Source organism: Micromonospora sp. WMMA1923 (assembly GCF_049179195.1).
GTDB classification, from domain to species: Bacteria; Actinomycetota; Actinomycetes; order Mycobacteriales; family Micromonosporaceae; genus Micromonospora; species Micromonospora yangpuensis.
In genome coordinates, this window is the sequence record NZ_JBMHLZ010000001.1 from 1,678,247 (window position 1) to 1,699,074 (window position 20,828).

General features: G+C 72.3%; 22 protein-coding genes. 20 read left to right on the forward strand and 2 right to left on the reverse strand.

Annotation, left to right across the window (positions count from 1 at the left end; translation table 11 throughout):
• Nucleotides 1–203: 203 nt before the first annotated feature.
• The 6 genes from ACN28G_RS07585 (at nt 204) to ACN28G_RS07610 (ending at nt 5,007) form a co-directional block, all read left to right on the forward strand.
• A complete protein-coding gene (locus ACN28G_RS07585; protein ID WP_421478769.1) occupies nt 204–686 on the forward strand; it encodes a UDP-N-acetylglucosamine--LPS N-acetylglucosamine transferase in 483 nt (160 codons plus the stop codon).
• The gene (locus tag ACN28G_RS07590) at nt 683–1,345 is read left to right on the forward strand and encodes a glycosyltransferase (RefSeq protein ID WP_421478770.1); all 663 of its coding nucleotides are present in this window, start codon (nt 683–685) and stop codon (nt 1,343–1,345) included. The genes ACN28G_RS07585 and ACN28G_RS07590 overlap by 4 nt, the downstream gene beginning before the upstream one ends.
• The gene (locus tag ACN28G_RS07595; protein WP_421478771.1) at nt 1,342–2,262 is read left to right on the forward strand and encodes a glycosyltransferase family 2 protein; all 921 of its coding nucleotides are present in this window, start codon (nt 1,342–1,344) and stop codon (nt 2,260–2,262) included. The genes ACN28G_RS07590 and ACN28G_RS07595 overlap by 4 nt, the downstream gene beginning before the upstream one ends.
• 503 nt (nt 2,263–2,765) lie before the next feature.
• Nucleotides 2,766–3,191, forward strand: coding sequence for a hypothetical protein (locus ACN28G_RS07600; RefSeq protein WP_421478772.1), 426 nt, complete (start codon nt 2,766–2,768; stop codon nt 3,189–3,191).
• A 99-nt stretch (nt 3,192–3,290) separates the two neighbouring features.
• Nucleotides 3,291–4,469 carry a chorismate synthase gene (gene aroC / locus ACN28G_RS07605; protein WP_421478773.1) on the forward strand — a complete coding sequence of 393 codons (1,179 nt, stop codon included), beginning with the start codon at nt 3,291–3,293 and terminating at the stop codon, nt 4,467–4,469.
• A 31-nt stretch (nt 4,470–4,500) separates the two neighbouring features.
• Entirely contained in the window at nt 4,501–5,007 is a 507-nt protein-coding gene (locus ACN28G_RS07610; protein WP_091436605.1) for a shikimate kinase, read from the forward strand.
• On the opposite strand, the gene ACN28G_RS07615 is transcribed toward ACN28G_RS07610, so the two are convergent.
• The gene (locus tag ACN28G_RS07615) at nt 4,997–5,179 is read right to left on the reverse strand and encodes a DUF2243 domain-containing protein (RefSeq protein ID WP_421478774.1); all 183 of its coding nucleotides are present in this window, start codon (nt 5,177–5,179) and stop codon (nt 4,997–4,999) included. The two genes, ACN28G_RS07610 and ACN28G_RS07615, sit on opposite strands and share 11 nt — an antisense overlap.
• 119 nt (nt 5,180–5,298) lie before the next feature.
• On the opposite strand from ACN28G_RS07615, the gene aroB reads away from it, so the two are divergent.
• From aroB to nusB, 4 genes are all read left to right on the forward strand, one after another.
• Nucleotides 5,299–6,375, forward strand: a complete 1,077-nt coding sequence (gene aroB, locus ACN28G_RS07620; protein ID WP_421478775.1) for a 3-dehydroquinate synthase — start codon at nt 5,299–5,301, stop codon at nt 6,373–6,375.
• Nucleotides 6,372–6,815, forward strand: coding sequence for a type II 3-dehydroquinate dehydratase (aroQ, locus tag ACN28G_RS07625; protein WP_091436609.1), 444 nt, complete (start codon nt 6,372–6,374; stop codon nt 6,813–6,815). Before aroB ends, aroQ begins: the two co-directional genes overlap by 4 nt.
• A 106-nt stretch (nt 6,816–6,921) precedes the next feature.
• Nucleotides 6,922–7,479, forward strand: coding sequence for an elongation factor P (gene efp, locus ACN28G_RS07630; protein WP_091436612.1), 558 nt, complete (start codon nt 6,922–6,924; stop codon nt 7,477–7,479).
• Between the two features lie 23 nt (nt 7,480–7,502).
• Nucleotides 7,503–7,913 carry a transcription antitermination factor NusB gene (gene nusB / locus ACN28G_RS07635; protein ID WP_175440762.1) on the forward strand — a complete coding sequence of 137 codons (411 nt, stop codon included), beginning with the start codon at nt 7,503–7,505 and terminating at the stop codon, nt 7,911–7,913.
• 82 nt (nt 7,914–7,995) lie between these two features.
• On the opposite strand, the gene ACN28G_RS07640 is transcribed toward nusB, so the two are convergent.
• Nucleotides 7,996–8,484, reverse strand: coding sequence for a transcriptional regulator (locus tag ACN28G_RS07640; protein WP_091436620.1), 489 nt, complete (start codon nt 8,482–8,484; stop codon nt 7,996–7,998).
• Between the two features lie 286 nt (nt 8,485–8,770).
• Here ACN28G_RS07640 and pyrR point away from each other — a divergent pair, with 286 nt between their 5' ends.
• From pyrR to ACN28G_RS07690, 10 genes are all read left to right on the forward strand, one after another.
• The gene (gene pyrR / locus ACN28G_RS07645) at nt 8,771–9,355 is read left to right on the forward strand and encodes a bifunctional pyr operon transcriptional regulator/uracil phosphoribosyltransferase PyrR (protein WP_091436623.1); all 585 of its coding nucleotides are present in this window, start codon (nt 8,771–8,773) and stop codon (nt 9,353–9,355) included.
• A 114-nt stretch (nt 9,356–9,469) separates the two neighbouring features.
• On the forward strand, nt 9,470–10,396 hold the full coding sequence (locus ACN28G_RS07650) for an aspartate carbamoyltransferase catalytic subunit (protein ID WP_421478776.1): 927 nt from the start codon (nt 9,470–9,472) through the stop codon (nt 10,394–10,396).
• On the forward strand, nt 10,393–11,727 hold the full coding sequence (locus ACN28G_RS07655; RefSeq protein ID WP_091436628.1) for a dihydroorotase: 1,335 nt from the start codon (nt 10,393–10,395) through the stop codon (nt 11,725–11,727). Before ACN28G_RS07650 ends, ACN28G_RS07655 begins: the two co-directional genes overlap by 4 nt.
• Nucleotides 11,724–12,905 carry a glutamine-hydrolyzing carbamoyl-phosphate synthase small subunit gene (gene carA / locus ACN28G_RS07660; protein ID WP_091436630.1) on the forward strand — a complete coding sequence of 394 codons (1,182 nt, stop codon included), beginning with the start codon at nt 11,724–11,726 and terminating at the stop codon, nt 12,903–12,905. The genes ACN28G_RS07655 and carA overlap by 4 nt, the downstream gene beginning before the upstream one ends.
• Nucleotides 12,898–16,290, forward strand: a complete 3,393-nt coding sequence (gene carB / locus ACN28G_RS07665; protein WP_421478777.1) for a carbamoyl-phosphate synthase large subunit — start codon at nt 12,898–12,900, stop codon at nt 16,288–16,290. The genes carA and carB overlap by 8 nt, the downstream gene beginning before the upstream one ends.
• A gap of 34 nt (nt 16,291–16,324) precedes the next feature.
• Nucleotides 16,325–17,368 (forward strand): quinone-dependent dihydroorotate dehydrogenase, encoded by a 1,044-nt coding sequence (locus ACN28G_RS07670; protein WP_091436634.1) that lies wholly within the window; start codon nt 16,325–16,327, stop codon nt 17,366–17,368.
• A gap of 79 nt (nt 17,369–17,447) precedes the next feature.
• Nucleotides 17,448–18,725: an adenosylmethionine--8-amino-7-oxononanoate transaminase gene (locus ACN28G_RS07675; protein ID WP_421478778.1), complete on the forward strand. Its 1,278-nt coding sequence runs from the start codon at nt 17,448–17,450 to the stop codon at nt 18,723–18,725.
• A 227-nt stretch (nt 18,726–18,952) separates the two neighbouring features.
• Nucleotides 18,953–19,792, forward strand: a complete 840-nt coding sequence (pyrF, locus tag ACN28G_RS07680; protein ID WP_421478779.1) for an orotidine-5'-phosphate decarboxylase — start codon at nt 18,953–18,955, stop codon at nt 19,790–19,792.
• Between the two features lie 175 nt (nt 19,793–19,967).
• Nucleotides 19,968–20,285 (forward strand): integration host factor, actinobacterial type, encoded by a 318-nt coding sequence (gene mihF / locus ACN28G_RS07685; protein WP_091436637.1) that lies wholly within the window; start codon nt 19,968–19,970, stop codon nt 20,283–20,285.
• A gap of 26 nt (nt 20,286–20,311) precedes the next feature.
• The gene (locus tag ACN28G_RS07690; RefSeq protein ID WP_421478780.1) at nt 20,312–20,815 is read left to right on the forward strand and encodes a guanylate kinase; all 504 of its coding nucleotides are present in this window, start codon (nt 20,312–20,314) and stop codon (nt 20,813–20,815) included.
• Nucleotides 20,816–20,828 lie beyond the last annotated feature (13 nt).

Here is a 20,828-nt window from a genome sequence, read left to right on the forward strand (position 1 = left end):
CCGGCCAGATCCGCCGCCGGAGGTCCACAATCCGACGTATCCGCAGGTGATGACGACACCATCGGTATGGTGTCCGCTGTGGATGACACCGGAGCCGGATCGCCGCGGGGGCAACCGGCTTCACATTCCACGTCGTTCTGTGATGTCCTGACTACCGATAGAAACCGTTGATTGTCCTTCCGGGCGTGCTTGTGGGGAGTCGCGTGGACCCGACCGTCGAGGATCCGGCTGATCCTGCTGTCCTGTTGCTGGTCGGCTCCAGCGGTGGCCATCTGGCCCAACTGCTGGCGCTGCGCCCGTGGTACGAGCGGTGGCCCCGGTGCTGGGTCACCTTCGACACCCCCGAGGCGGTGTCGCTGCTGACCGGTGAGGAGCTGGTCGCCGCCCACCATCCGACCACCCGCAACCTGCCCAACCTGCTGCGCAACGCCTGGCTCGCGATGCGGGTGCTGCGTACCCGGAGAATCGCCGCCGTGGTGACCACCGGCGCGGGCGTGGCGGTGCCCTTCGTGGTGTTGGCCCGCCTGCGGGGCATCCCGACGGTCTACATCGAGGTGTACGACCGCATCGACACCCCGACGCTCACCGCCCGACTCTGCCGACCGTTCCTGTCGGTGATGCTCGTGCAGTGGGAAGAGCAGCGCCGGCAGTACCCGGAGGCGACCGTCGTGGGGACCCTGCTGTGACCGGCGAGAGATCGACCCCCCTCGGTGGCCCCGACGTGACCGCCCGGATCCCCCGGCAACGGCGTCGGGAACTGCCGGCCCGGGCCCGGCTGCTCGTCGCCGTCGGCACCGACAAGCACACCTTCGACCGGTTGACCGACTGGATCGAGCAGTGGCACCGCGACCACGGCCACCGGGTCGAGCTGACCCTGCAACACGGGCACACCCGGGCCCCGGCCACCCCGGGCGCGGTGCCCTTCCTCGGTCACGACCAGCTGCAGGACGCGATGGCCAGCGCCGACCTGGTGGTCTGCCACGGTGGCCCGGCGACCATCCTGGAGGCCCGCCGGCACGGCCGGCTGCCCATCGTGGTGCCCCGCAACCCGGCCCACGGCGAACACGTCGACGACCACCAGCTGCTCTTCGCCCGCCGGCTGGGCGCCGCCGGGCTGGTGGCGCTCTGTGAGTCCCGGGAGGCGCTCGTCGCGGCGCTGGACGCCGGCCTGGCCGACCCGGGCCGTTTCCGGGTGTCGACCGACGACGGCTCGGGCGACGCCCGGCGGGCCGCCGTGGAGCGCGTCGGTCGGATCGTGGAGCAACTGGTGGCCTCGTCGAACCGGCCGCGTCGGCAGTGGTGGTGGCCGAGAGGCCGGGTAATGGACGGAGAACGCACCCGATGAGTCAGTACCCGACGGTCAGCGCCGTGGTTCCCACCCGGGACCGTCCGGAGTTGCTGCGGGCCGCGGTCACCGCGATCCTCGACCAGGACTACCCCGGCCCGATCGAGGTGGTCGTGGTCTACGACCAGTCCACCCCGGACCCGGGTCTGGCCGAGCTGTCCCGACCGGAACGGCAGGTCCGGGTGATCACCAACGGGCGGGCCGCCGGACTGGCCGGGGCCCGCAACAGCGGCACCCTGGCCGCCGAGGGTGAGCTGGTCGCCTTCTGCGACGACGACGACGAGTGGCTGCCCGGCAAACTACGGGCCCAGGTCGACGCCCTGCGCGCCGTGCCCGACGCGGAGTTCGTCAGCTGCGGCATCCGCGTCAACTACGACGGCCGTACCGTCGACCGGGTGCTCGACCGGTCGGAGATCACCCTGGCCGAGCTGCTGCGGGACCGGATGACCGAGCTGCACCCGTCCACCTTCGTGATCCGGGCCGCCGCCCTGCGTGACGGCTTCGGTCTGGTCGACGAGGAGATCCCGGGCAGCTACGCCGAGGACTACGAGTTCCTGCTCCGGGCCGCGCGCAGCGCCCCGCTGGTCAACCTGTCGGTGCCGTACGTGCTGGTGCGCTGGCACAAGCGGTCGTACTTCGCGCAGCGCTGGGACACCATCTCGGCGGCGTTGCAGTGGCTGCTGGAACGCTACCCCGAGTTCGCCACCCAACCGGCCGGCCAGGCCCGGGTCAGCGGCCAGATCGCCTTCGCCCGGGCGGCCTCCGGTGACCGGCGCGGCGCGGTGCGCTGGGCCCGCCGGACGCTGCGCGGCAACCCCCGCGAGCCGCGCGCCTACCTCGCGCTGGCGGTGGCCAGCCGGGTGGTCCGCGCCGACGCCGTCCTACGCACCCTCCACAAACGCGGCCGCGGCATCTAGGGTGCAAGGAAGGCCCCCCTCTTAACGCCTACGGTAGAGAAGGTCACCCCTGTCACCGCCGACGGCACGTAGCCCGCGAGTTGACCGGTCGTCCGGGCTCAGGTTGTCGGGAGCAGGCCGGAGCGGAGCCTGCCGACGTCGCCGACGGCGGGAGCAGCGACGTCGGTCCGTCACGCGGGGCAGCGGGTGCGGGGTCAGGACTCCGGTTCCGCACCGCGTTGGCGCAAGCGCTCCCGAACGGCCACCCCGACGGTCGCGCCGCCTCCCGTCGATCACCGCAGCCGCCGGTGCAGCAGGTCGCCGCGGCTCGGCGGGGCCATTCGGCCCGGCCGGTCCGCGTCACCGGCCGACAACCCACCGGGTACGGGCGACGACTTCCACCCCGCCGGCCACCACAATGGATCATTCCGGTCTGCCGGCCGACGGGTGGTGGTACCGGGCAGCCACGGCCTGATCCAGGTCTCGACGCGACACGAAGAGGTACCGCGACGCCCGGCAGATACGTGACACGGTCTGTCCGGTGGGGCCGGCTCCGGCGGCATGTGGCGTTCCTGTCCAGTGGCGTGGCGGTGGGCGTACTGCTGGTCCTTGGTCTGCCGATCCTGCTCGGCCCGCAGGTGCGGGTGTCGTGGTTGCTGGTCACGGTGCTGCCGCTGGGTTACCTGGCCGGGGTGGCCGCCCGGCGGCTCGGATGGCAGCCGGCGGCGTTCCGAGAGGGGCGGGCGTCGAGCTTGCGGGAGGACGTCCTGAGGGCGTTGGTGGCCATCCTGCCGGCACTTGCCGCGGCGCTCGTGGTGGCGGCGCTCACCGAGGCCGCGTCGGACCGGTGGTGGCGGTCCCTGCTCGCGGTCGCGCTGCTGGCGACGGCCGTCCCCGTCGGGATCGCACTGCGCCGCGAGCGGACCCACCCCCGCCCGTCGCGCGACTGAGCCGCCCCCCGGTGGGTGATAGGGGTGCCCTTCTCTACCGTACGCGTTAACAAGGGGCCCTTCCTTACAACGGCGACCGGGCGTGACAGACTGGTCGCCGTGTTGCGTTGGCTGACTGCAGGTGAATCGCACGGTCCCGCCCTCGTCGCGCTCCTGGAGGGCGTGCCCGCCGGCGTCGAGGTGACCACCGATGAGATCGGGCGTGAGCTGGCCCGCCGCCGGCTCGGCTACGGCCGGGGTGCCCGGATGGCGTTCGAGCAGGACGAGATCGAGATCATCGGCGGGTTGCGGCACGGGGTGACCCTGGGCAGCCCGGTGGCGATCCGGGTCGGCAACTCGGAGTGGCCCAAGTGGCAGACCGTGATGGCCGCCGATCCGGTGGATCCGGACGAGTTGGCCAGCCAGGCCCGTAACGCCCCGCTGACCCGGCCCCGGCCCGGCCACGCCGACCTGGCCGGCATGCAGAAGTACGGCCACACCGACGCCCGCCCGATCCTGGAGCGGGCCAGTGCGCGGGAGACCGCCGCCCGGGTCGCCGTCGGCACGGTGGCGAAGGCGCTGGTGAAGCAGGCCCTCGGCATCGAGATCGTGTCGCACGTGGTCGAGTTGGGGCCGGTGGCAGCCAAGCCCGGTCTGCGGCCGGAGCCGCGGGACGCCGAGCGGATCGACGCCGACCCGCTGCGCTGCCTGGACGCCGAGGCGAGCGCCCGGATGGTCGCCGAGGTCGACGCGGCGAAGAAGGCCGCCGACACCCTCGGCGGCGTGGTCGAGGTGCTGGCGTACGGGGTGCCGCCAGGGCTGGGCAGTCACGTGCAGTGGGACCGCAAGCTGGACGCCCGGCTGGCCACCGCGCTGATGTCCATCCAGGCGATCAAGGGCGTGGAGATCGGCGACGGCTGGCAGCAGGCCCGCTCCCGGGGTTCCGAGGCGCACGACGAGATCATGCCGACCGCCTCCGGGGTGCGTCGGGTCACCGACCGGGCCGGTGGCCTGGAGGGTGGCATCACCACCGGCGAGCCGCTGCGGGTGAAGGCCGCGATGAAGCCGATCTCGTCGCTGAACCGGGCCCTGGCCACGGTCGACGTGACCACCGGGGAGCCGGCCACCGCGATCAACCAGCGCTCCGACGTCTGTGCGGTGCCGGCCGCCGCGGTGGTCGCCGAGGCGATGGTGGCGCTGGTGCTCGCCGAGGCCGCCACCGAGAAGTTCGGCGGTGACTCGGTTGCGGAGATCCGCCGTAACCTGGCCGGCTACCTCGATGCCCTGGTGATCCGGTGAGCCCCCGGCGGGGCGCCACGGGGGGACTCCGGTGACGAAGCCGGTCTGTGTGCTGGTGGGCCCGCCCGGCTCGGGCAAGTCGACGGTGGGCGCGACCCTCGCCGCCGCGCTCGGGGTGCCGTTCCGGGACACCGACTGCGACATCGAGGCGCTGGCCGGCAAGCCGATCCCGGAGATCTTCGTCGACGAGGGGGAGGACCACTTCCGTACCCTGGAACGGGCGGCGGTGGTCGCGGCGCTGACCTCGCACCACGGGGTGCTCGCTCTCGGCGGTGGCGCGATCCTCGCCGAGGAGAACCGGGCGGCGCTGTTCGGGCACACCGTGGTGTACCTGTCGGTGGAGTTGCCCGACGCGGTCAAGCGGGTCGGGCTGGGCGCGGGCCGGCCACTGTTGGCGATCAATCCCCGGGCCACCCTCAAGCACCTGATGGACCAGCGGCGTCCGCTCTACACGGAGGTGGCCACGGCGACCGTGGTCACCGACGGGCGTACCCCGGCCGAGATCGCTGCCGAGATCGAGTCCCTGCTCAAGCACTGACCCGCGGTCCGGCGGCGTTCACCCGCTCCGCCGGGCCGCCGGCGACGGCACGCTGCGCATGCCACTGCCGGACCTGGTGCAGCAAGATGCCGTCGACGAAGCCGCCCAACCCGACACCCAGGACGGTGGCGGGCAGCCGGATGTCGGCGGCGTCGGGCGTCGAGTCGGCCATCGGAACCCTCCTCGGTTGTCGACCGTCTCCTGTCCGATCGCTGTCCGGTCAAACGTCAGGTGTCCGACGGTGGTCACGCGTCACCCGGGTGCACCGGGGTCTCGACTAGGCTGCCGGTGATGAACGAGGTGACCCGGATTCCGGTCGGCGGCGAGCGGCCGTACGACGTACTGGTGGGGCGTGGTCTGCTGGACGCGCTGCCCGGCCTGCTGCCGGGGGCGACCCGGGTGGCGCTGCTGCACGCGCCCCCGGTCAAGCCGTTGGCCGACGCGCTCGGCGAGCGGTTACGCGCCGCCGGTGTCGAGCCGCTGCCGGTCGAGGTGCCCGACGCCGAGGCGGGCAAGCAGATCGAGGTGGCGGCGGAGTGCTGGGACCGGCTCGGTGCCGCCGGGTTCACCCGTACCGACGCGGTGGTGGGTGTCGGCGGCGGTGCGGTGACCGACCTGGCCGGCTTCGTCGCGGCCTGCTGGCTGCGCGGGGTGCGCTGGGTGCCGGTGGCCACCTCCCTGCTGGGCATGGTCGACGCGGCGGTCGGCGGCAAGACCGGGGTCAACACGGCGGCCGGCAAGAACCTGGTAGGCGCGTTCCATCCCCCGGTGGGGGTGCTGGCCGACCTGGCCACCCTGGACAGCCTGCCCGCGGTCGACCTGGCCGCCGGGCTGGCCGAGGTGGTCAAGTGCGGGTTCATCGCCGACCCGGTGATCCTCGACCTGGTGGAGCGGGACCCGACGGCGGCCACCGACCCGGCCGGCGCGGTGACCCGGGAGCTGATCGAGCGGGCGATCCGGGTCAAGGCCGACGTGGTCTCCGGTGACCTGCGGGAGTCCGGGGTGCGGGAGGTGCTCAACTACGGCCACACCCTGGCCCATGCCATCGAGAAGGTGGAGGGGTACCGCTGGCGGCACGGGCACGCCGTCGCCGTCGGCCTGGTCTACGCCGGCGAGCTGGCCCGGCTCGCCGGCCGCCTCGACCAGGCCACCGCCGAGCGGCACCGCAGCGCGGTGGCCGCGCTCGGACTGCCCACCGGGTACGCCGCCGACGCCTGGCCGCAGTTGCTGGCCACGATGCGGGTGGACAAGAAGGCCCGGGGCAACCTGCTGCGGTTCGTGGTGCTCGACGGCCTGGCCCGCCCGGCGATCCTGGAGGGCCCGGACGACGAGCTGCTGCACGCCGCCTACCGGGAGATCAGTCGGTGAGCGCGAAGGTGTACGTGCTGAACGGGCCGAATCTGGGGCGACTGGGCAGCCGGCAGGTCGACGTGTACGGGCAGACCAGCTACGCGGACCTGGTGGCGCTCTGCGAGTCGACCGGTCGGGAGCTGGGCCTGGACGTGACGGTCCGGCAGACCGACGCCGAGCACGAGTTGTTGGGCTGGCTGCACGCCGCCGCCGACGAGCAGGCGGCCGTGGTGCTCAACCCGGCCGCCTGGTCGCACTACTCGTACGCGGTGCGGGACGCCTGCGCGATGCTGCGCGGCCCGCTGGTCGAGGTACACATCTCCAACATCCACGCCCGGGAGCCCTTCCGGCACCACTCGGTGGTCTCGGCGGTGGCCACCGGGGTGATCTGCGGTCTGGGGGTGGACGGCTACCGGCTCGCCCTGCACCACCTGGCCGCCCACCGGGCGGCCAGCTGAGGCTGCCCGCCCCGACCTGCGGCGTCCGGCGCAGGGCCTGGGTGACGGGTCGACACGGCTAGTAGACTTGCCAGGTCTGTCCGCCAATTGATGATCAAGGCAGGAAATGGCCACCACCAACGACCTCAAGAACGGCCTGGTACTCAACCTCGACGGAGAGCTGTGGGCCGTCGTCGAATTCCAGCACGTCAAGCCCGGTAAGGGTGGTGCCTTCGTCCGCACCACGCTGAAGAACGTGCTGTCCGGCAAGGTCGTCGACAAGACCTTCAACGCGGGCACCAAGGTCGAGACCGCGACCGTGGACAAGCGCACCATGCAGTATCTGTACGCCGACGGCGAGGACTACGTCTTCATGGATCTGGAGACCTTCGACCAGATCTCCGTGCCCGGCGGCACGGTGGGCGAGGCGGCCAACTACCTCCTGCCCGAGGCCGAGGCGACCGTGGCCACCCACGAGGGGGTGCCGCTCTACATCGAGCTGCCCACCAGCGTGGTGCTCCAGGTCACCTACACCGAGCCGGGTCTGCAGGGCGACCGGTCGACCGGCGGCAACAAGCCGGCCACCGTGGAGACCGGGGCGACGGTGCAGGTGCCGCTCTTCATCACCACCGACGAGAAGATCAAGGTCGACACCCGCGACGGCCGTTACCTCGGCCGCGCCTGATGGCCGAGGGGCCGAAGCAGCAGATGCCGGCGCGCCGCAAGGCGCGTAAGCGGGCGCTGGACGTGCTCTACGAGGCCGACCTGCGGGACCGGCCCCCGGTCGAGGTGCTGGCCGGCTACCTCGAGCGGATCGAGAAGCCGCACCCCGACCACCTGGGGTACGCGGTCAGCCTGGTCGAGGGGGTCGCCACCCACCTGGACCGGATCGACGAGCTGGTCGCCAGCTACGCCGAGGGGTGGACGCTGGACCGGATGCCGGTGGTCGACCGCAACCTGGCCCGGATCGCCGTCTACGAGCTGCTGCACGTCGACGAGATCGACGACCCGGTGGCGATCAGCGAGGCCGTGGAGCTGGCCCGGCAGATGTCGACCGACGACTCGCCGCGCTTTCTCAACGGCCTGCTCAACCGGATCGCCGAGTACACCACCCGGTGACCCGCGCGCCCCGTCCGGGGGCGCCGTGACGACCAGGGGCCCGTGCCGGACGGCACGGGCCCCTGCATCGGTTGTCGGTGGGTCAGGAGGCGAAGAACGCCCGCGGGTCGGCGACCAGCACGCCGTGCTCGGTGAGCCGCTCGATCAGGCCCGACGGTGAGGCGTCGTAGACGATCGCGAGGGCGCGCAGGTCGTCGGCGCGGATGGAGAGCACCCGCCCGTTGTAGTCGCCGCGCTGCTGCTGGATGGCGCGGGCGTAGCGGGCCACGTACGCGAGCTCCTCGGAGGCCTCGTCGTAGAGCCGCTCCAGGTCCAGCACGATCTTGCTGGTGGGCTCGTGACGCACCCCGCTGCCGTCGGGCAACAGCTCCGAGACGGGAACTCGGTAGAAGTCAGCCAACTCGGCCAGTCGGGACACCGTGACTGCCCGGTCACCGCGTTCGTACGAGCCGACCACGACGGCCTTCCACCGTCCGTTCGACTTCTCCTCCACCCCCTGCAGGGACAGGCCCTGCTGCTGGCGGATGGAACGCAGGCGGGCGCCCAGCGACTTGGCGTATTCAGAGGGCATACGGACACTCCCAGTGCTGTTCGGGGTTCACCCAGCGATCGCTACGGAGCGTGACGGTACGGGGATTGCGACAACTGGTCAAGTGCTGGGGTGGTGCCGGTTGTCGCCGGCGGGGGAGTTGTCCGCATTTCGGCGTCCTGAGCCGGGGATCAGTGGGTGGCGGACGGCACCGCGGTGACCACTGGTAACGTGGCGTAAGCCCCGGCCCGGGTCGCCCGTCGGCCCGTCCGGTGCGATCCGACATCCTTTAACGACCCGTCCCGTGAGGCGGGGAAGGAGGTCCGCTGTGGCCTACCCGGCGGCTGCCCATTCGTCACCCCCGCGACAACCCTCGGTGAAGGTGATCCTCGCCGCAGCCGACGTCTCGCGGGTGGTCGACCGCATCGCCCACCAGATCCTGGAGAAGACCCAGGGTGCCGCCGACACCGTGCTGCTCGGCATCCCGACCCGTGGGGTACCGCTGGCCCGTCGGCTGGCCGACCGGATCAGCACCTTCGAGGACGTGGCCGTGCCGGTCGGCGTGCTCGACATCACCCTCTACCGGGACGACCTGCGTCGCCACGCCACCCGGGCGGTGGGCCCCACCCAGCTGCCCCCGGCCGGCATCGACGGCCAGCGGGTCGTCCTCGTCGACGACGTGCTCTTCTCCGGCCGTACGGTGCGGGCCGCGCTCGACGCGCTGAGCGACATCGGCCGCCCCGCCTCGGTCCAGCTCGCCGTGCTGGTCGACCGGGGCCACCGGCAACTGCCCATCCGCGCCGACTACGTGGGGAAGAACATCCCGACCGCGTTGGCCGAGAACGTCAAGGTCACCCTCGCCGAGACCGACGGCACCGACGAGGTACGCCTCTACGGCGGTGCCTCCCAGTGAGCGCGAGGAGTGCAGCGCAGCGGAGCCCCGCAGTCGCGAACGAAAGGCTGGTCCAGTGAGCGCGAGGAGTGCAGCGCAGCGGAGCCCCGCAGTCGCGAACGAAAGGCTGGCCCAGTGATCAGACACCTGCTCTCCGGGGCCGACCTGGACGCCGACACCGCCACCCAGATCCTGGACACCGCCGCCGAGATGGCCACCGTCGCCGGCCGCGAGGTCAAGAAGCTGCCCGCGCTGCGCGGCCGGACCGTGGTGAACCTCTTCTACGAGGACTCCACCCGGACCCGGATCTCCTTCGAGGCGGCGGCGAAGCGGCTCAGCGCCGATGTGATCAACTTCTCGGCCAAGGGGTCCAGCGTCACCAAGGGCGAGAGCCTGAAGGACACCGCGCTGACCCTGCAGGCGATGGGGGCCGACGCGGTGGTCGTCCGGCACCCCGCCTCCGGCGCCCCGCACCGGCTCGCCGACTGGGTGGACGGTTCGGTGGTCAACGCCGGCGACGGCACCCACGAGCACCCCACCCAGGCGCTGCTGGACGCGTACACCATGCGCTCCCGGCTGGGGCGGCTGGCCGGCCTGTCGGTCGCGGTGGTCGGGGACGTCCTGCACAGCCGGGTGGCGCGCTCCAACGTCCTGCTGCTGTCCACCCTCGGTGCCAAGGTCACCCTGGTCGGACCGCCGACGTTGATCCCGGTGGACATCGCCGCCGCGCTCGCCCCCGGCACCGGCGTCTCCTACGACCTGGACTCGGTGCTGCCCGGCTCGGACGTGGTGATGATGCTGCGGGTGCAGCGGGAACGGATGAACGACTCCTACTTCCCGTCGGCCCGCGAGTACTCCCGCCGCTACGGCCTGGACGGCCCCCGCATGCGGCGGCTGCCGGAGCACGCGATCGTCATGCACCCCGGCCCGATGAACCGGGGGATGGAGATCACGCCGGAGGTCGCCGACTCACCCCGCTCCACCATCGTCGAACAGGTCGCCAACGGGGTCTCCGTACGGATGGCCGTGCTCTACCTGCTGCTCGGAGGGAACAACCGGTGACCGCGTACCTGATCAAGAACGTGAGCGTGGTCGGTGCCGCGCCGACCGACCTGCTGATCCGCGACGGCGTCGTGGCGCAGGCCGGTGCGGGGCTGTCCGCGCCGGACGCCGTGGTGGTCGAGGCCGACGGCCTGGTCGCCCTGCCCGGCCTGGTCGACCTGCACACCCACCTGCGTGAACCCGGCCGGGAGGACGCCGAGACCGTCGAGTCCGGCTCCCGGGCGGCGGCGCTCGGCGGTTACACCGCCGTCTGCGCGATGGCCAACACCTCGCCGGTGGCCGACACCGCCGGCGTGGTGGAGCAGGTCTGGCGGCTCGGCCGGGAGGCCGGCCTGGTCGACGTGCAGCCGATCGGCGCGGTCACCGTGGGCCTGGCCGGCGAGCGGCTGGCCGAGCTGGGCGCGATGGCCGACTCGGCGGCCCGGGTCCGGATCTTCTCCGACGACGGGCACTGTGTCGCCGACCCGATGCTGATGCGCAGGGCCCTGGAGTACGTGAAGGCGTTCGACGGGATCATCGCCCAGCACGCCGAGGAGCCCCGGCTCACCGAGGGCGCGCAGATGCACGAGGGTGAGGTCTCCACCCGGCTCGGCCTGACCGGCTGGCCGGCGGTCGCCGAGGAGGCGATCATCGCCCGGGACGTGCTGCTGGCCGAGCACGTCGGCAGCCGCCTGCACATCTGCCACGTCTCCACCGCCGGCAGCGTCGAGGTGCTGCGCCACGCCAAGGCCCGAGGGGTACGCGTCACCGCCGAGGTGTGCCCCCACCACCTCCTCCTGACCGACGAGGTGATCGGTGGAAGCGGGGCGGGTGCCGTCGCGGGAAGCGGTGAGCCTGGGAGCCCCGCAGGTCGGAGCTACGACCCGGTGTTCAAGGTCAACCCGCCGCTGCGGACCGCCACCGACGTGGCCGCGCTGCGCGCCGCCCTGGTGGAGGGGGTGATCGACATCGTCGCCACCGACCACGCGCCGCACGCGGTGGAGGACAAGGAGTGTGAGTGGGCGTACGCCCGACCGGGCATGCTCGGGTTGGAGACGGCGCTGTCGATCGCGCTGGAGGTGCTCGGGCCCGAGTGGGACCTGATCGCCGAGCGGCTCTCCCGCGCCCCGGCCCGGATCGCCGGGCTCAGCGGACACGGCGTCGACCCCGCGCCCGGGGTACCGGCCAACCTCACCCTGGTCGACCCGGCGGTCCGGCGCACCATCGAGCCGGCCGACCTGGCCAGCCGTAGCCGCAACACCCCGTACGCCCACATGACGCTCCCGGGTCGCGTCGTCGCGACCTTCCTGCGCGGCGAGGCGACCGTGCTCGACGGAAAGGCCGTGAAGTGACTGTCAGAAAACCCGCGATTCTGGTTCTGGAGGATGGTCGGACGTTCCACGGTGAGGCGTACGGCAGCGTCGGGGAGACCTTCGGCGAGGCGGTCTTCAACACCGGCATGACCGGCTACCAGGAGACGCTTACCGACCCGTCCTACCACCGTCAGGTGGTGGTGCAGACCGCACCGCACATCGGCAACACCGGGGTCAACGACGACGACGACGAGTCGGGGCGGATCTGGGTGGCCGGGTACGTGGTCCGCGACCCGGCCCGGGTCAGCTCGAACTGGCGCGCCCGGGGTGGGCTGGCCGACCGGCTGGCCGCCGAGGGTGTGGTCGGGATCAGCGGCATCGACACCCGGGCGCTGACCCGGCACCTGCGGGAGCGGGGTGCGATGCGGGTGGGTATCTCCAGCGTCGACGACGATCCGCAGGCCCTGCTGTCCCGGGTCCGGCAGGCCCCCGAGATGGTCGGCGCGGATCTCTCCGCCGAGGTGAGCACCGCGCAGCCGTACGTGGTCGAGGCCGAGGGGGAGCACCGGTACACGGTGGCCGCGTTGGACCTGGGGATCAAGCGCAACGTGCCGCGTCGGCTCGCCGCCCGTGGGGTGACCACCCACGTGCTGCCGGCCGGTTCGACGATCGAGGACCTGCTCGCCACCGGCGCGGACGCGGTCTTCTTCTCGCCCGGCCCGGGGGACCCGGCCACCGCCGACGGCCCGACCGAGCTGGCCCGGGAGGTGCTGCGTCGGCGGGTGCCGCTGTTCGGCATCTGCTTCGGCAGCCAGATCCTCGGCCGGGCGCTCGGCTTCGGCACCTACAAGCTCGGCTACGGCCACCGGGGCATCAACCAGCCGGTGCTCGACCGGGCCACCGGCAAGGTCGAGGTGACCAGCCACAACCACGGCTTCGCGGTCGCCTGGCCGGGCCGCGAACAGCAGCCCGGTGCGGTGCGGGTGCCGGGTGCCCAGCCCGGCGCGGTGGTGCCCGACCAGGTGGTCGAGACGGACTTCGGTGGGGTGCAGGTCTCCCACGTCTGCCTCAACGACAACGTGGTGGAGGGGCTGCGGGCCAGGGACGTGCCCGCCTTCACCGTCCAGTACCACCCGGAGGCGGCGGCCGGCCCGCACGACGCGGACTACCTCTTCGACCGCTTCGCCGAACTCATCGAAGGTGGGAAGAATGCCTAAGCGGACCGATCTCAAGCACATCCTGGTGATCGGCTCCGGGCCGATCATCATCGGGCAGGCCTGCGAGTTCGACTACTCCGGCACCCAGGCCTGCCGGGTGCTGCGCGAGGAGGGGATCCGGGTCAGCCTGGTCAACTCCAACCCGGCGACGATCATGACCGACCCGGAGTTCGCCGACGCCACCTACGTCGAGCCGATCACCCCGGAGTTCGTCGAGCTGGTCATCGCCCGGGAGCGCCCGGACGCGGTGCTGCCCACCCTGGGTGGGCAGACCGCGTTGAACACGGCCGTCGCCCTGCACGCCGCCGGGGTGCTGGACAAGTACGGCGTGGAGCTGATCGGCGCGAACGTCGACGCCATCAACCGGGGCGAGGACCGGCAGCTGTTCAAGGACGTCGTGGCCCAGGCCGGGGCGCGGCTGGGGGTCGAGGACCCGACCGCCCTGGTGCCCCGCTCCCGGGTCTGCCACTCGATGGCCGAGGTCGAGGCGACCGTCGCCGAGTTGGGCCTGCCGGTGGTGATCCGGCCGTCGTTCACCATGGGTGGCCTCGGTTCCGGTATGGCGCACACCGACGAGGACCTGGCCCGCATCGCCGGTGCCGGGTTGGCGGCCAGCCCGGTGCACGAGGTGCTGATCGAGGAGAGCGTGCTCGGCTGGAAGGAGTACGAGCTCGAACTCATGCGCGACCGGCACGACAACGTGGTGGTGGTCTGCTCGATCGAGAACGTCGACCCGATGGGCGTGCACACCGGCGACAGCGTCACGGTCGCGCCGGCGATGACCCTTACCGACCGGGAGTACCAGCGCCTGCGTGACCTGGGCATCGCGGTGCTGCGTGAGGTCGGGGTGGACACCGGTGGTTGCAACATCCAGTTCGCGGTGAACCCGGCCGACGGTCGGATCGTGGTGATCGAGATGAACCCGCGGGTGTCCCGTTCCTCGGCGCTGGCGTCGAAGGCGACCGGCTTCCCGATCGCCAAGATCGCCGCGAAGCTGGCCATCGGGTACACCCTCGACGAGATCCCCAACGACATCACCCGCAAGACCCCGGCGGCGTTCGAGCCGAGCCTGGACTACGTGGTGGTGAAGATCCCCCGGTTCGCGTTCGAGAAGTTCCCCGGCGCGGACCCGGAGCTGACCACCACGATGAAGTCGGTGGGCGAGGCGATGAGCCTGGGACGTAACTTCACCGAGGCGCTGAACAAGGCGATGCGCTCGATGGAGACGAAGGCGGCCGGGTTCTGGACCGTGCCGGACCCGGCCGACGCGACCAGGGAGAACACCCTGGCCGCGCTGCGGGTGCCGCACGACGGTCGGCTCTACACCGTCGAGCGGGCGCTGCGGCTCGGCGCCTCGATCGACGAGGTCCATGCCGCCTCGGGCGGGATCGACAGGTGGTTCCTGGACCAGATCGCCGGTCTGGTCGAGCTGCGGGCGGAGATCGTGGCCGCCCCGGTGCTCGACACGGAGCTGCTGCGGGTGGCCAAGCGGGCCGGGCTGTCGGACCGGCAGCTGGCCGCGTTGCGTCCGGAGCTGGCGGCCGAGGACGGGGTACGCACCCTGCGGCACCGGCTCGACGTCCGGCCGGTGTTCAAGACGGTGGACACCTGCGCGGCCGAGTTCGAGGCGACCACGCCGTACCACTACTCGACGTACGACGCCGAGACCGAGGTGACCGGTTCGGCCCGGCCGAAGGTGCTGATCCTGGGCTCCGGACCGAACCGGATCGGGCAGGGCATCGAGTTCGACTACTCCTGCGTGCACGCGGTACAGGCGCTGCGAAGCGCGCCGAGCGGGGCAGCCGCTGCGTCCGGTTCCGGTGCCGACGGTGCCGGCTTCGAGACCGTCATGATCAACTGCAACCCGGAGACGGTCTCCACCGACTACGACACCGCCGACCGGCTCTACTTCGAGCCGTTGACCTTCGAGGACGTGCTGGAGGTCTGGCATGCCGAGGACACCTCCGGCCGGGCGGCCGGCGGTCCGGGCGTGGTCGGGGTGATCGTGCAGCTCGGCGGGCAGACCCCGCTGGGGTTGGCGCAGCGGCTCAAGGACGCCGGGGTGCCGGTGGTCGGCACCTCCCCGGAGTCCATCCACCTGGCCGAGGAGCGGGGCGCCTTCGGTGAGGTGCTGGCCCGGGCCGGGCTGCGCGCCCCGGCACACGGCATGGCCACCTCGTACGAGCAGGCCCGGGCGATCGCCGAGGAGATCGGCTACCCGGTGCTGGTCCGCCCCTCGTACGTGCTGGGCGGGCGGGGCATGGAGATCGTCTACGACGACCCGACGCTGCGGGACTACATCGGCCGGGCCACCGACATCTCGCCGGACCATCCGGTGCTGGTGGACCGCTTCCTCGACGACGCGATCGAGATCGACGTGGACGCCCTCTGCGACGCCGACGGCGAGGTCTACCTGGGTGGCGTGATGGAGCACATCGAGGAGGCCGGCATCCACTCCGGTGACTCGTCGTGCACCCTGCCGCCGATCACCCTGGCCGCCTCGCACATCGAGCAGGTCCGCCGCTACACCGAGGCGATCGCGCACGGGGTGGGCGTACGCGGTCTGCTCAACGTCCAGTACGCGCTCAAGGACGACGTGCTGTACGTCCTGGAGGCCAACCCCCGGGCGTCGCGGACCGTGCCGTTCGTGTCGAAGGCGACGGCGGTGCCGTTGGCCAAGGCGGCGGCCCGTATCGCGCTCGGCGCGAGCATCGCCGAGCTGCGCGCCGAGGGGATGCTGCCGCCCAGCGGGGACGGTGGCACGATGCCGCCGGGCGCGCCGATCGCGGTGAAGGAGGCGGTGCTGCCGTTCAAGCGGTTCCGCACCCCGGCCGGCAAGGGGGTGGACTCGCTGCTCGGCCCGGAGATGAAGTCCACCGGCGAGGTGATGGGCATCGACCCGCACTTCGGGCACGCCTTCGCCAAGTCCCAGTCGGCCGCGTACGGTTCGCTGCCGACCGGGGGGAAGATCTTCGTCTCGGTGGCCAACCGGGACAAGCGCGCGATGATCTTCCCGATCAAGCGCCTGGCGGACCTGGGCTTCGAGATCGTCGCGACCGCCGGCACCGCCGAGGTGCTGCGCCGGCACGGCGTCACCTGCGAGGAGATCCGCAAGCACTACGAGACCGGGCAGGACGACGACGCGGTGTCGCTGGTCCTGCGCGGCGAGGTGGCCCTGGTGGTCAACACGCCGCAGGGCTCCGGGGCCAGCGCCCGCTCCGACGGGTACGAGATCCGCAGCGCTGCCGTGACCGCGGACATCCCGTGCGTCACCACGGTGCCCGGTGTGGCGGCCGCGGTGATGGGCATCGAGGCCCGGATCCGGGGGGACATGCAGGTCCGCCCCCTGCAGGATCTGCACGCCACCCTGCGGGGACTGCGGTGACCGGGTGCCTGCTGCCGGGCGAGGGCGGTCCGGCGTGATCTTCGAGCGGGCGGTACGTCCGTGGCTGTTCCGCCTCGGCGGCGGTGACGCCGAGGCGGCGCACGACTGGACGCTGCGCCGGCTGGCGGTGCTGGCCCGGCAGCCGGCGGCGCTGGCCGCGCTGCGGGCCCGGTACCTGGTCCAGGCCCCCCGCACGGTGTTCGGGGTGCGGTTTCCCAACCCGGTGGGACTGGCCGCGGGGATGGACAAGAACGGGTTGGCGTTGCCGGCCTGGTCGGCGCTGGGCTTCGGCTTCGTCGAGGTCGGCACGGTGACCGCGCACGCCCAGCCGGGCAACCCCCGGCCCCGGTTGTTCCGGCTGCCCGACAGCGCCGCCGTGGTCAACCGGATGGGCTTCAACAACGCCGGGGCCGAGGCGCTCGCGGTCCGGCTGGCGGCGTTGCCCCGCCCGCTCGGGGTACCGCTGGGCATCTCGCTCGGCAAGTCCAAGGTGACCCCGTTGGACGAGGCGGTCGAGGACTACCTCGCCTCCTACCGGGCGTTGCGTTCCCACGGCGACTACTTCGCGGTCAACGTCTCCTCGCCGAACACCCCGGGGCTGCGGTCGTTGCAGGACAAGGAGCACCTGGACGCCCTGCTGGCGGCGCTGGTGGGGGAGAAGCCGGTGCTGGTCAAGATCGCTCCGGATCTGACCGAGCCGGCCATCGCCGAGCTGCTGGAGGTCTGTCTGGCCCGGGGTGCGGCCGGGGTGATCGCCACCAACACCACGTTGTCGCGCGACGGCCTGGCCGCCGCCGACCGGCCGCGGGGCGCGCAGGCCGGTGGGCTCTCCGGGCGACCGTTGGCCGAACGGGCCCGCGCGGTGGTCTCCTTCGTGCACACCGAGACCGGTGGGCGGCTGCCGGTGGTCGGGGTGGGTGGGATTCTCGACCCGGACGACGCCACCCGGATGTTCGACGCCGGCGCGAGCCTCGTGCAGCTCTACACCGGTTTCATCTACCGTGGGCCGGGCCTGACCCGCGCCGTGGCCCGAGCCGCGGCGGGTGTCGCGCCGCCGACCGCGGCCACCCTCCGGTGACCCCCGCCCGGCGTCCGCGACGTCGATCCGGCGCGCGCCGCCGGGCGGGACACCCCCAGCAGGTACGGCAGGAGCAGCGGTGACGCCCGAGGAGATCCTGGCCGCCGACCGGGCCCACGTCTGGCACCCGTACGCGCCACTGCCCCCGGCCACCCCGCCGTACGTGGTGGCCGGTGCCGAGGGGGTCCGGCTGCGCCTGGCCGACGGGCGGGAGCTGGTCGACGGAATGTCGTCGTGGTGGTCGGCGATCCACGGGTACCGCCATCCGGTGCTCGACGCCGCGGTCACCGACCAGCTCGGCCGGATGAGTCACGTGATGTTCGGCGGGCTGACCCACGAGCCGGCGGTACGGCTGGCCCGTAACCTGGTCGAGTTGACCCCCGACGGGCTGGAGCGGGTCTTCCTCTGCGACTCGGGGTCGGTCAGCGTCGAGGTGGCGGTCAAGATGTGCCTGCAGTACCAGCGGGCCACCGGTCGACCGCAGCGGCGCCGGCTGGGCACCTGGCGCGGCGGGTACCACGGGGACACCTTCCACCCGATGAGCGTCTGCGACCCGGTCGGCGGGATGCACCATCTCTGGACCGACGTGCTGCCCCGGCAGGTCTTCGCCCCGCAACCGCCGGACGGCTTCGCCGCCCCGCCCGATCCGGCGTACGCCGCGACGCTTGTCGAGGCGGTGGAGCGGCACGCCGACGAGCTGGCCGCGGTGATCGTCGAGCCGGTGGTGCAGGGCGCCGGCGGGATGCGCTTCCACCACCCCGAGTACCTGCGGGTGCTGCGCGAGGTGACCCGGGCGCACGGGGTGCTGCTGGTCTTCGACGAGATCGCCACCGGGTTCGGCCGGACCGGGACGATGTTCGCCGCCGAACACGCCGGGGTCACCCCGGACGTGCTCTGTCTCGGCAAGGCGCTGACCGGCGGGTACCTCAGCCTGGCCGCCGCGCTCTGTACCCCGGAGGTCGCCTGGGGCATCTCCGCCGACGGCGGTGTGCTGGCGCACGGTCCCACCTTCATGGGCAACCCGTTGGCCTGCGCGGTGGCCAACGCCTCCGTGGGGCTGCTGCGCGCCGGTGACTGGGCCGCCGAGGTCCGCCGGGTGGGCGCCGGTCTGGCGGCCGGGCTGGAGCCGCTGCGCGGCGCGCCGGGGGTACGCGACGTGCGGGTGCTGGGCGCGATCGGCGTGGTGCAGCTCGACCACGAGGTGGACCTGCCCGCCGCCACCGCCGCGGCGGTGGGGCGGGGCGTCTGGCTGCGTCCGTTCCGGGACCTGGTCTACGCCATGCCGCCGTACGTGACCGACGACGACGACCTGGCCCGGATCACGGCCGGGATGGCCGCGGCGGTGGCGGCGGGCTGAGCCGCCGGGACCCTCGGGCCGCCCCGTCCCACCGGGCGGCCGGTGGGAGGCCGTGGGCCCGCCCCACGACGGGGACCCGTCGGGGAGTGTCCGGGCCACCCGGTGGCGTCGGTCGCCCCGGTGTGGGGCCACCCGGGGCGTCGGGGACCCGACGGCGTGAGCCACGCGACGGCGTGGGAGGACGTGCGACGGCGCAGCCGTCGCGGGAGAGAGGGAGTTGCACAGCGATGGAGACCTTCGGGAGCCGACTGCACCGGGCGATGACCGAGCGGGGACCGCTCTGTGTCGGCATCGACCCGCACCCCGAGTTGCTCCGCCGGTGGGGCCTGCCGGACACCGTCGAGGGGCTGGACCGATTCGCCCGGACCGTCGTGGAAGCGCTCGGTGACCGGGTTGCGGTGATCAAGCCGCAGTCGGCCTTCTTCGAACGTTTCGGAGCCTCGGGCGTGTCGGTTCTAGAGTCAACTATCCGACAGTTACGAGATGTCGGCTCGCTCGTTCTGCTGGACGTCAAGCGCGGTGACATCGGTTCGACGGTGCGCGCGTACGCCTCCGCGTTCCTCCATCCATCCAGCTCGCTGTATGTCGACGCGATCACCGCGAGTCCGTACCTGGGGGTCGGGTCGCTGGCTCCGATGTTCGATTTGGCCGCCGAGCACGGTGGCGGCGTATTCGTCCTCGCGCTCACCTCGAACCCGGAGGGTGCCGCCGTGCAGCGCGCGGTCAGTCCCGACGGGCGGACTGTCGCGCAGACGGTCATCGACGAGATTTCCCAGCTCAACAGCGGTTGTGAACCGCTCGGTAACTTTGGGTTGGTGGTGGGGGCGACCATTGGCGAGACAGGTCACGACCTGTCGTCGGTGGGCGGGCCGCTGCTCGCCCCGGGGCTCGGCGCACAGGGTGCCACGGCCGCCGATCTGCGTACCGTCTTCGGCTCCGGGCTCTCCGCCGTGCTGCCGTCGTACTCCCGGGAGGTGCTCAACGCGGGCCCGGACACCGCCGCGCTGCGGGCCGCTGCGGACCGGGTGCTGGCGGACTGCCGGGCCGCGCTGAGGCCTGTCGACTGACTGACGGCTCGGTCACTTTGCGTCCATGGGCGCGTGCCCACGTTGCCGAAAGCTCCGTTGACCGCTAGTTTTCCCCGCGCTGGGAACCACGGACCCCTTTGGTTGCCAGCGACACCACGTTTCACAGATGCGGCGGTGCGTCCCGCCCGTCGCGATAGGGACCTGAGGAGAACTGGTGCCGCTCCCGTCACTGACCCCCGAGCAGCGCGCAGCCGCGCTGGAAAAGGCTGCGGAGATCCGCAAAGCCCGTGCTGAGCTGAAGGAGCAGCTCAAGCAGGGCAAGACCACCCTCGCCGCCGTGCTCGACCGGGCCGAGTCCGACGATGTCGTCGGCAAGCTCAAGGTCTCGGCCGTCCTGCAGTCGATGCCGGGCATCGGCAAGATCCGGGCGACCCAGATCATGGAGAAGCTGAAGATCGCCGACAGTCGCCGCCTGCGTGGGCTCGGCGAGCAGCAGCGCAAGGCGCTGCTGGGAGAGTTCGCCGCGAACTGAATCGCGGCAGCGTGTAGAAACAAGCAGTGAGCACGGACGGCGAGACGCGCCCGGCAGCTCGGCTCACTGTCCTGGCCGGACCTTCCGGTGCCGGCAGGGAGAGTGTGGTCGAGCTGGTCCGGGCGCGTTCCCCGGCCATCTGGACTCCGGTGCCGGCCACCACCCGGCCGTGCCGCGAGTGCGAGGTGGACGGAATCGACCGGGTCTTTCTCGACCCGGTCGAGTTCGACCAACTGGCCGCCGCCGGCCAGTTGCTGGAGTGGGCCCGGATCGGGCCGTACCGGCGGGGTACGCCGGGCGAGTCGGTCCGGTCCCGGTTGCGTGCCGGTCGGCCGGTGCTGCTCCCGCTGGACCTGGTCGGCGCGTCGCAGGTGCGTGCGGCGTTCCCGGGGTCCCGGCTGGTGCTGCTCCGGCCGCCCGGGTACCGTCCCGAGCCGGCCGTCGACGCCCTCGTGGACCACACCGTGCTGCACGACCGTACCGAGCGGGCCGTGGACGAACTGGTAGGCTTGCTCGGTTCTGTCACTTGAGACGACGCTGAGG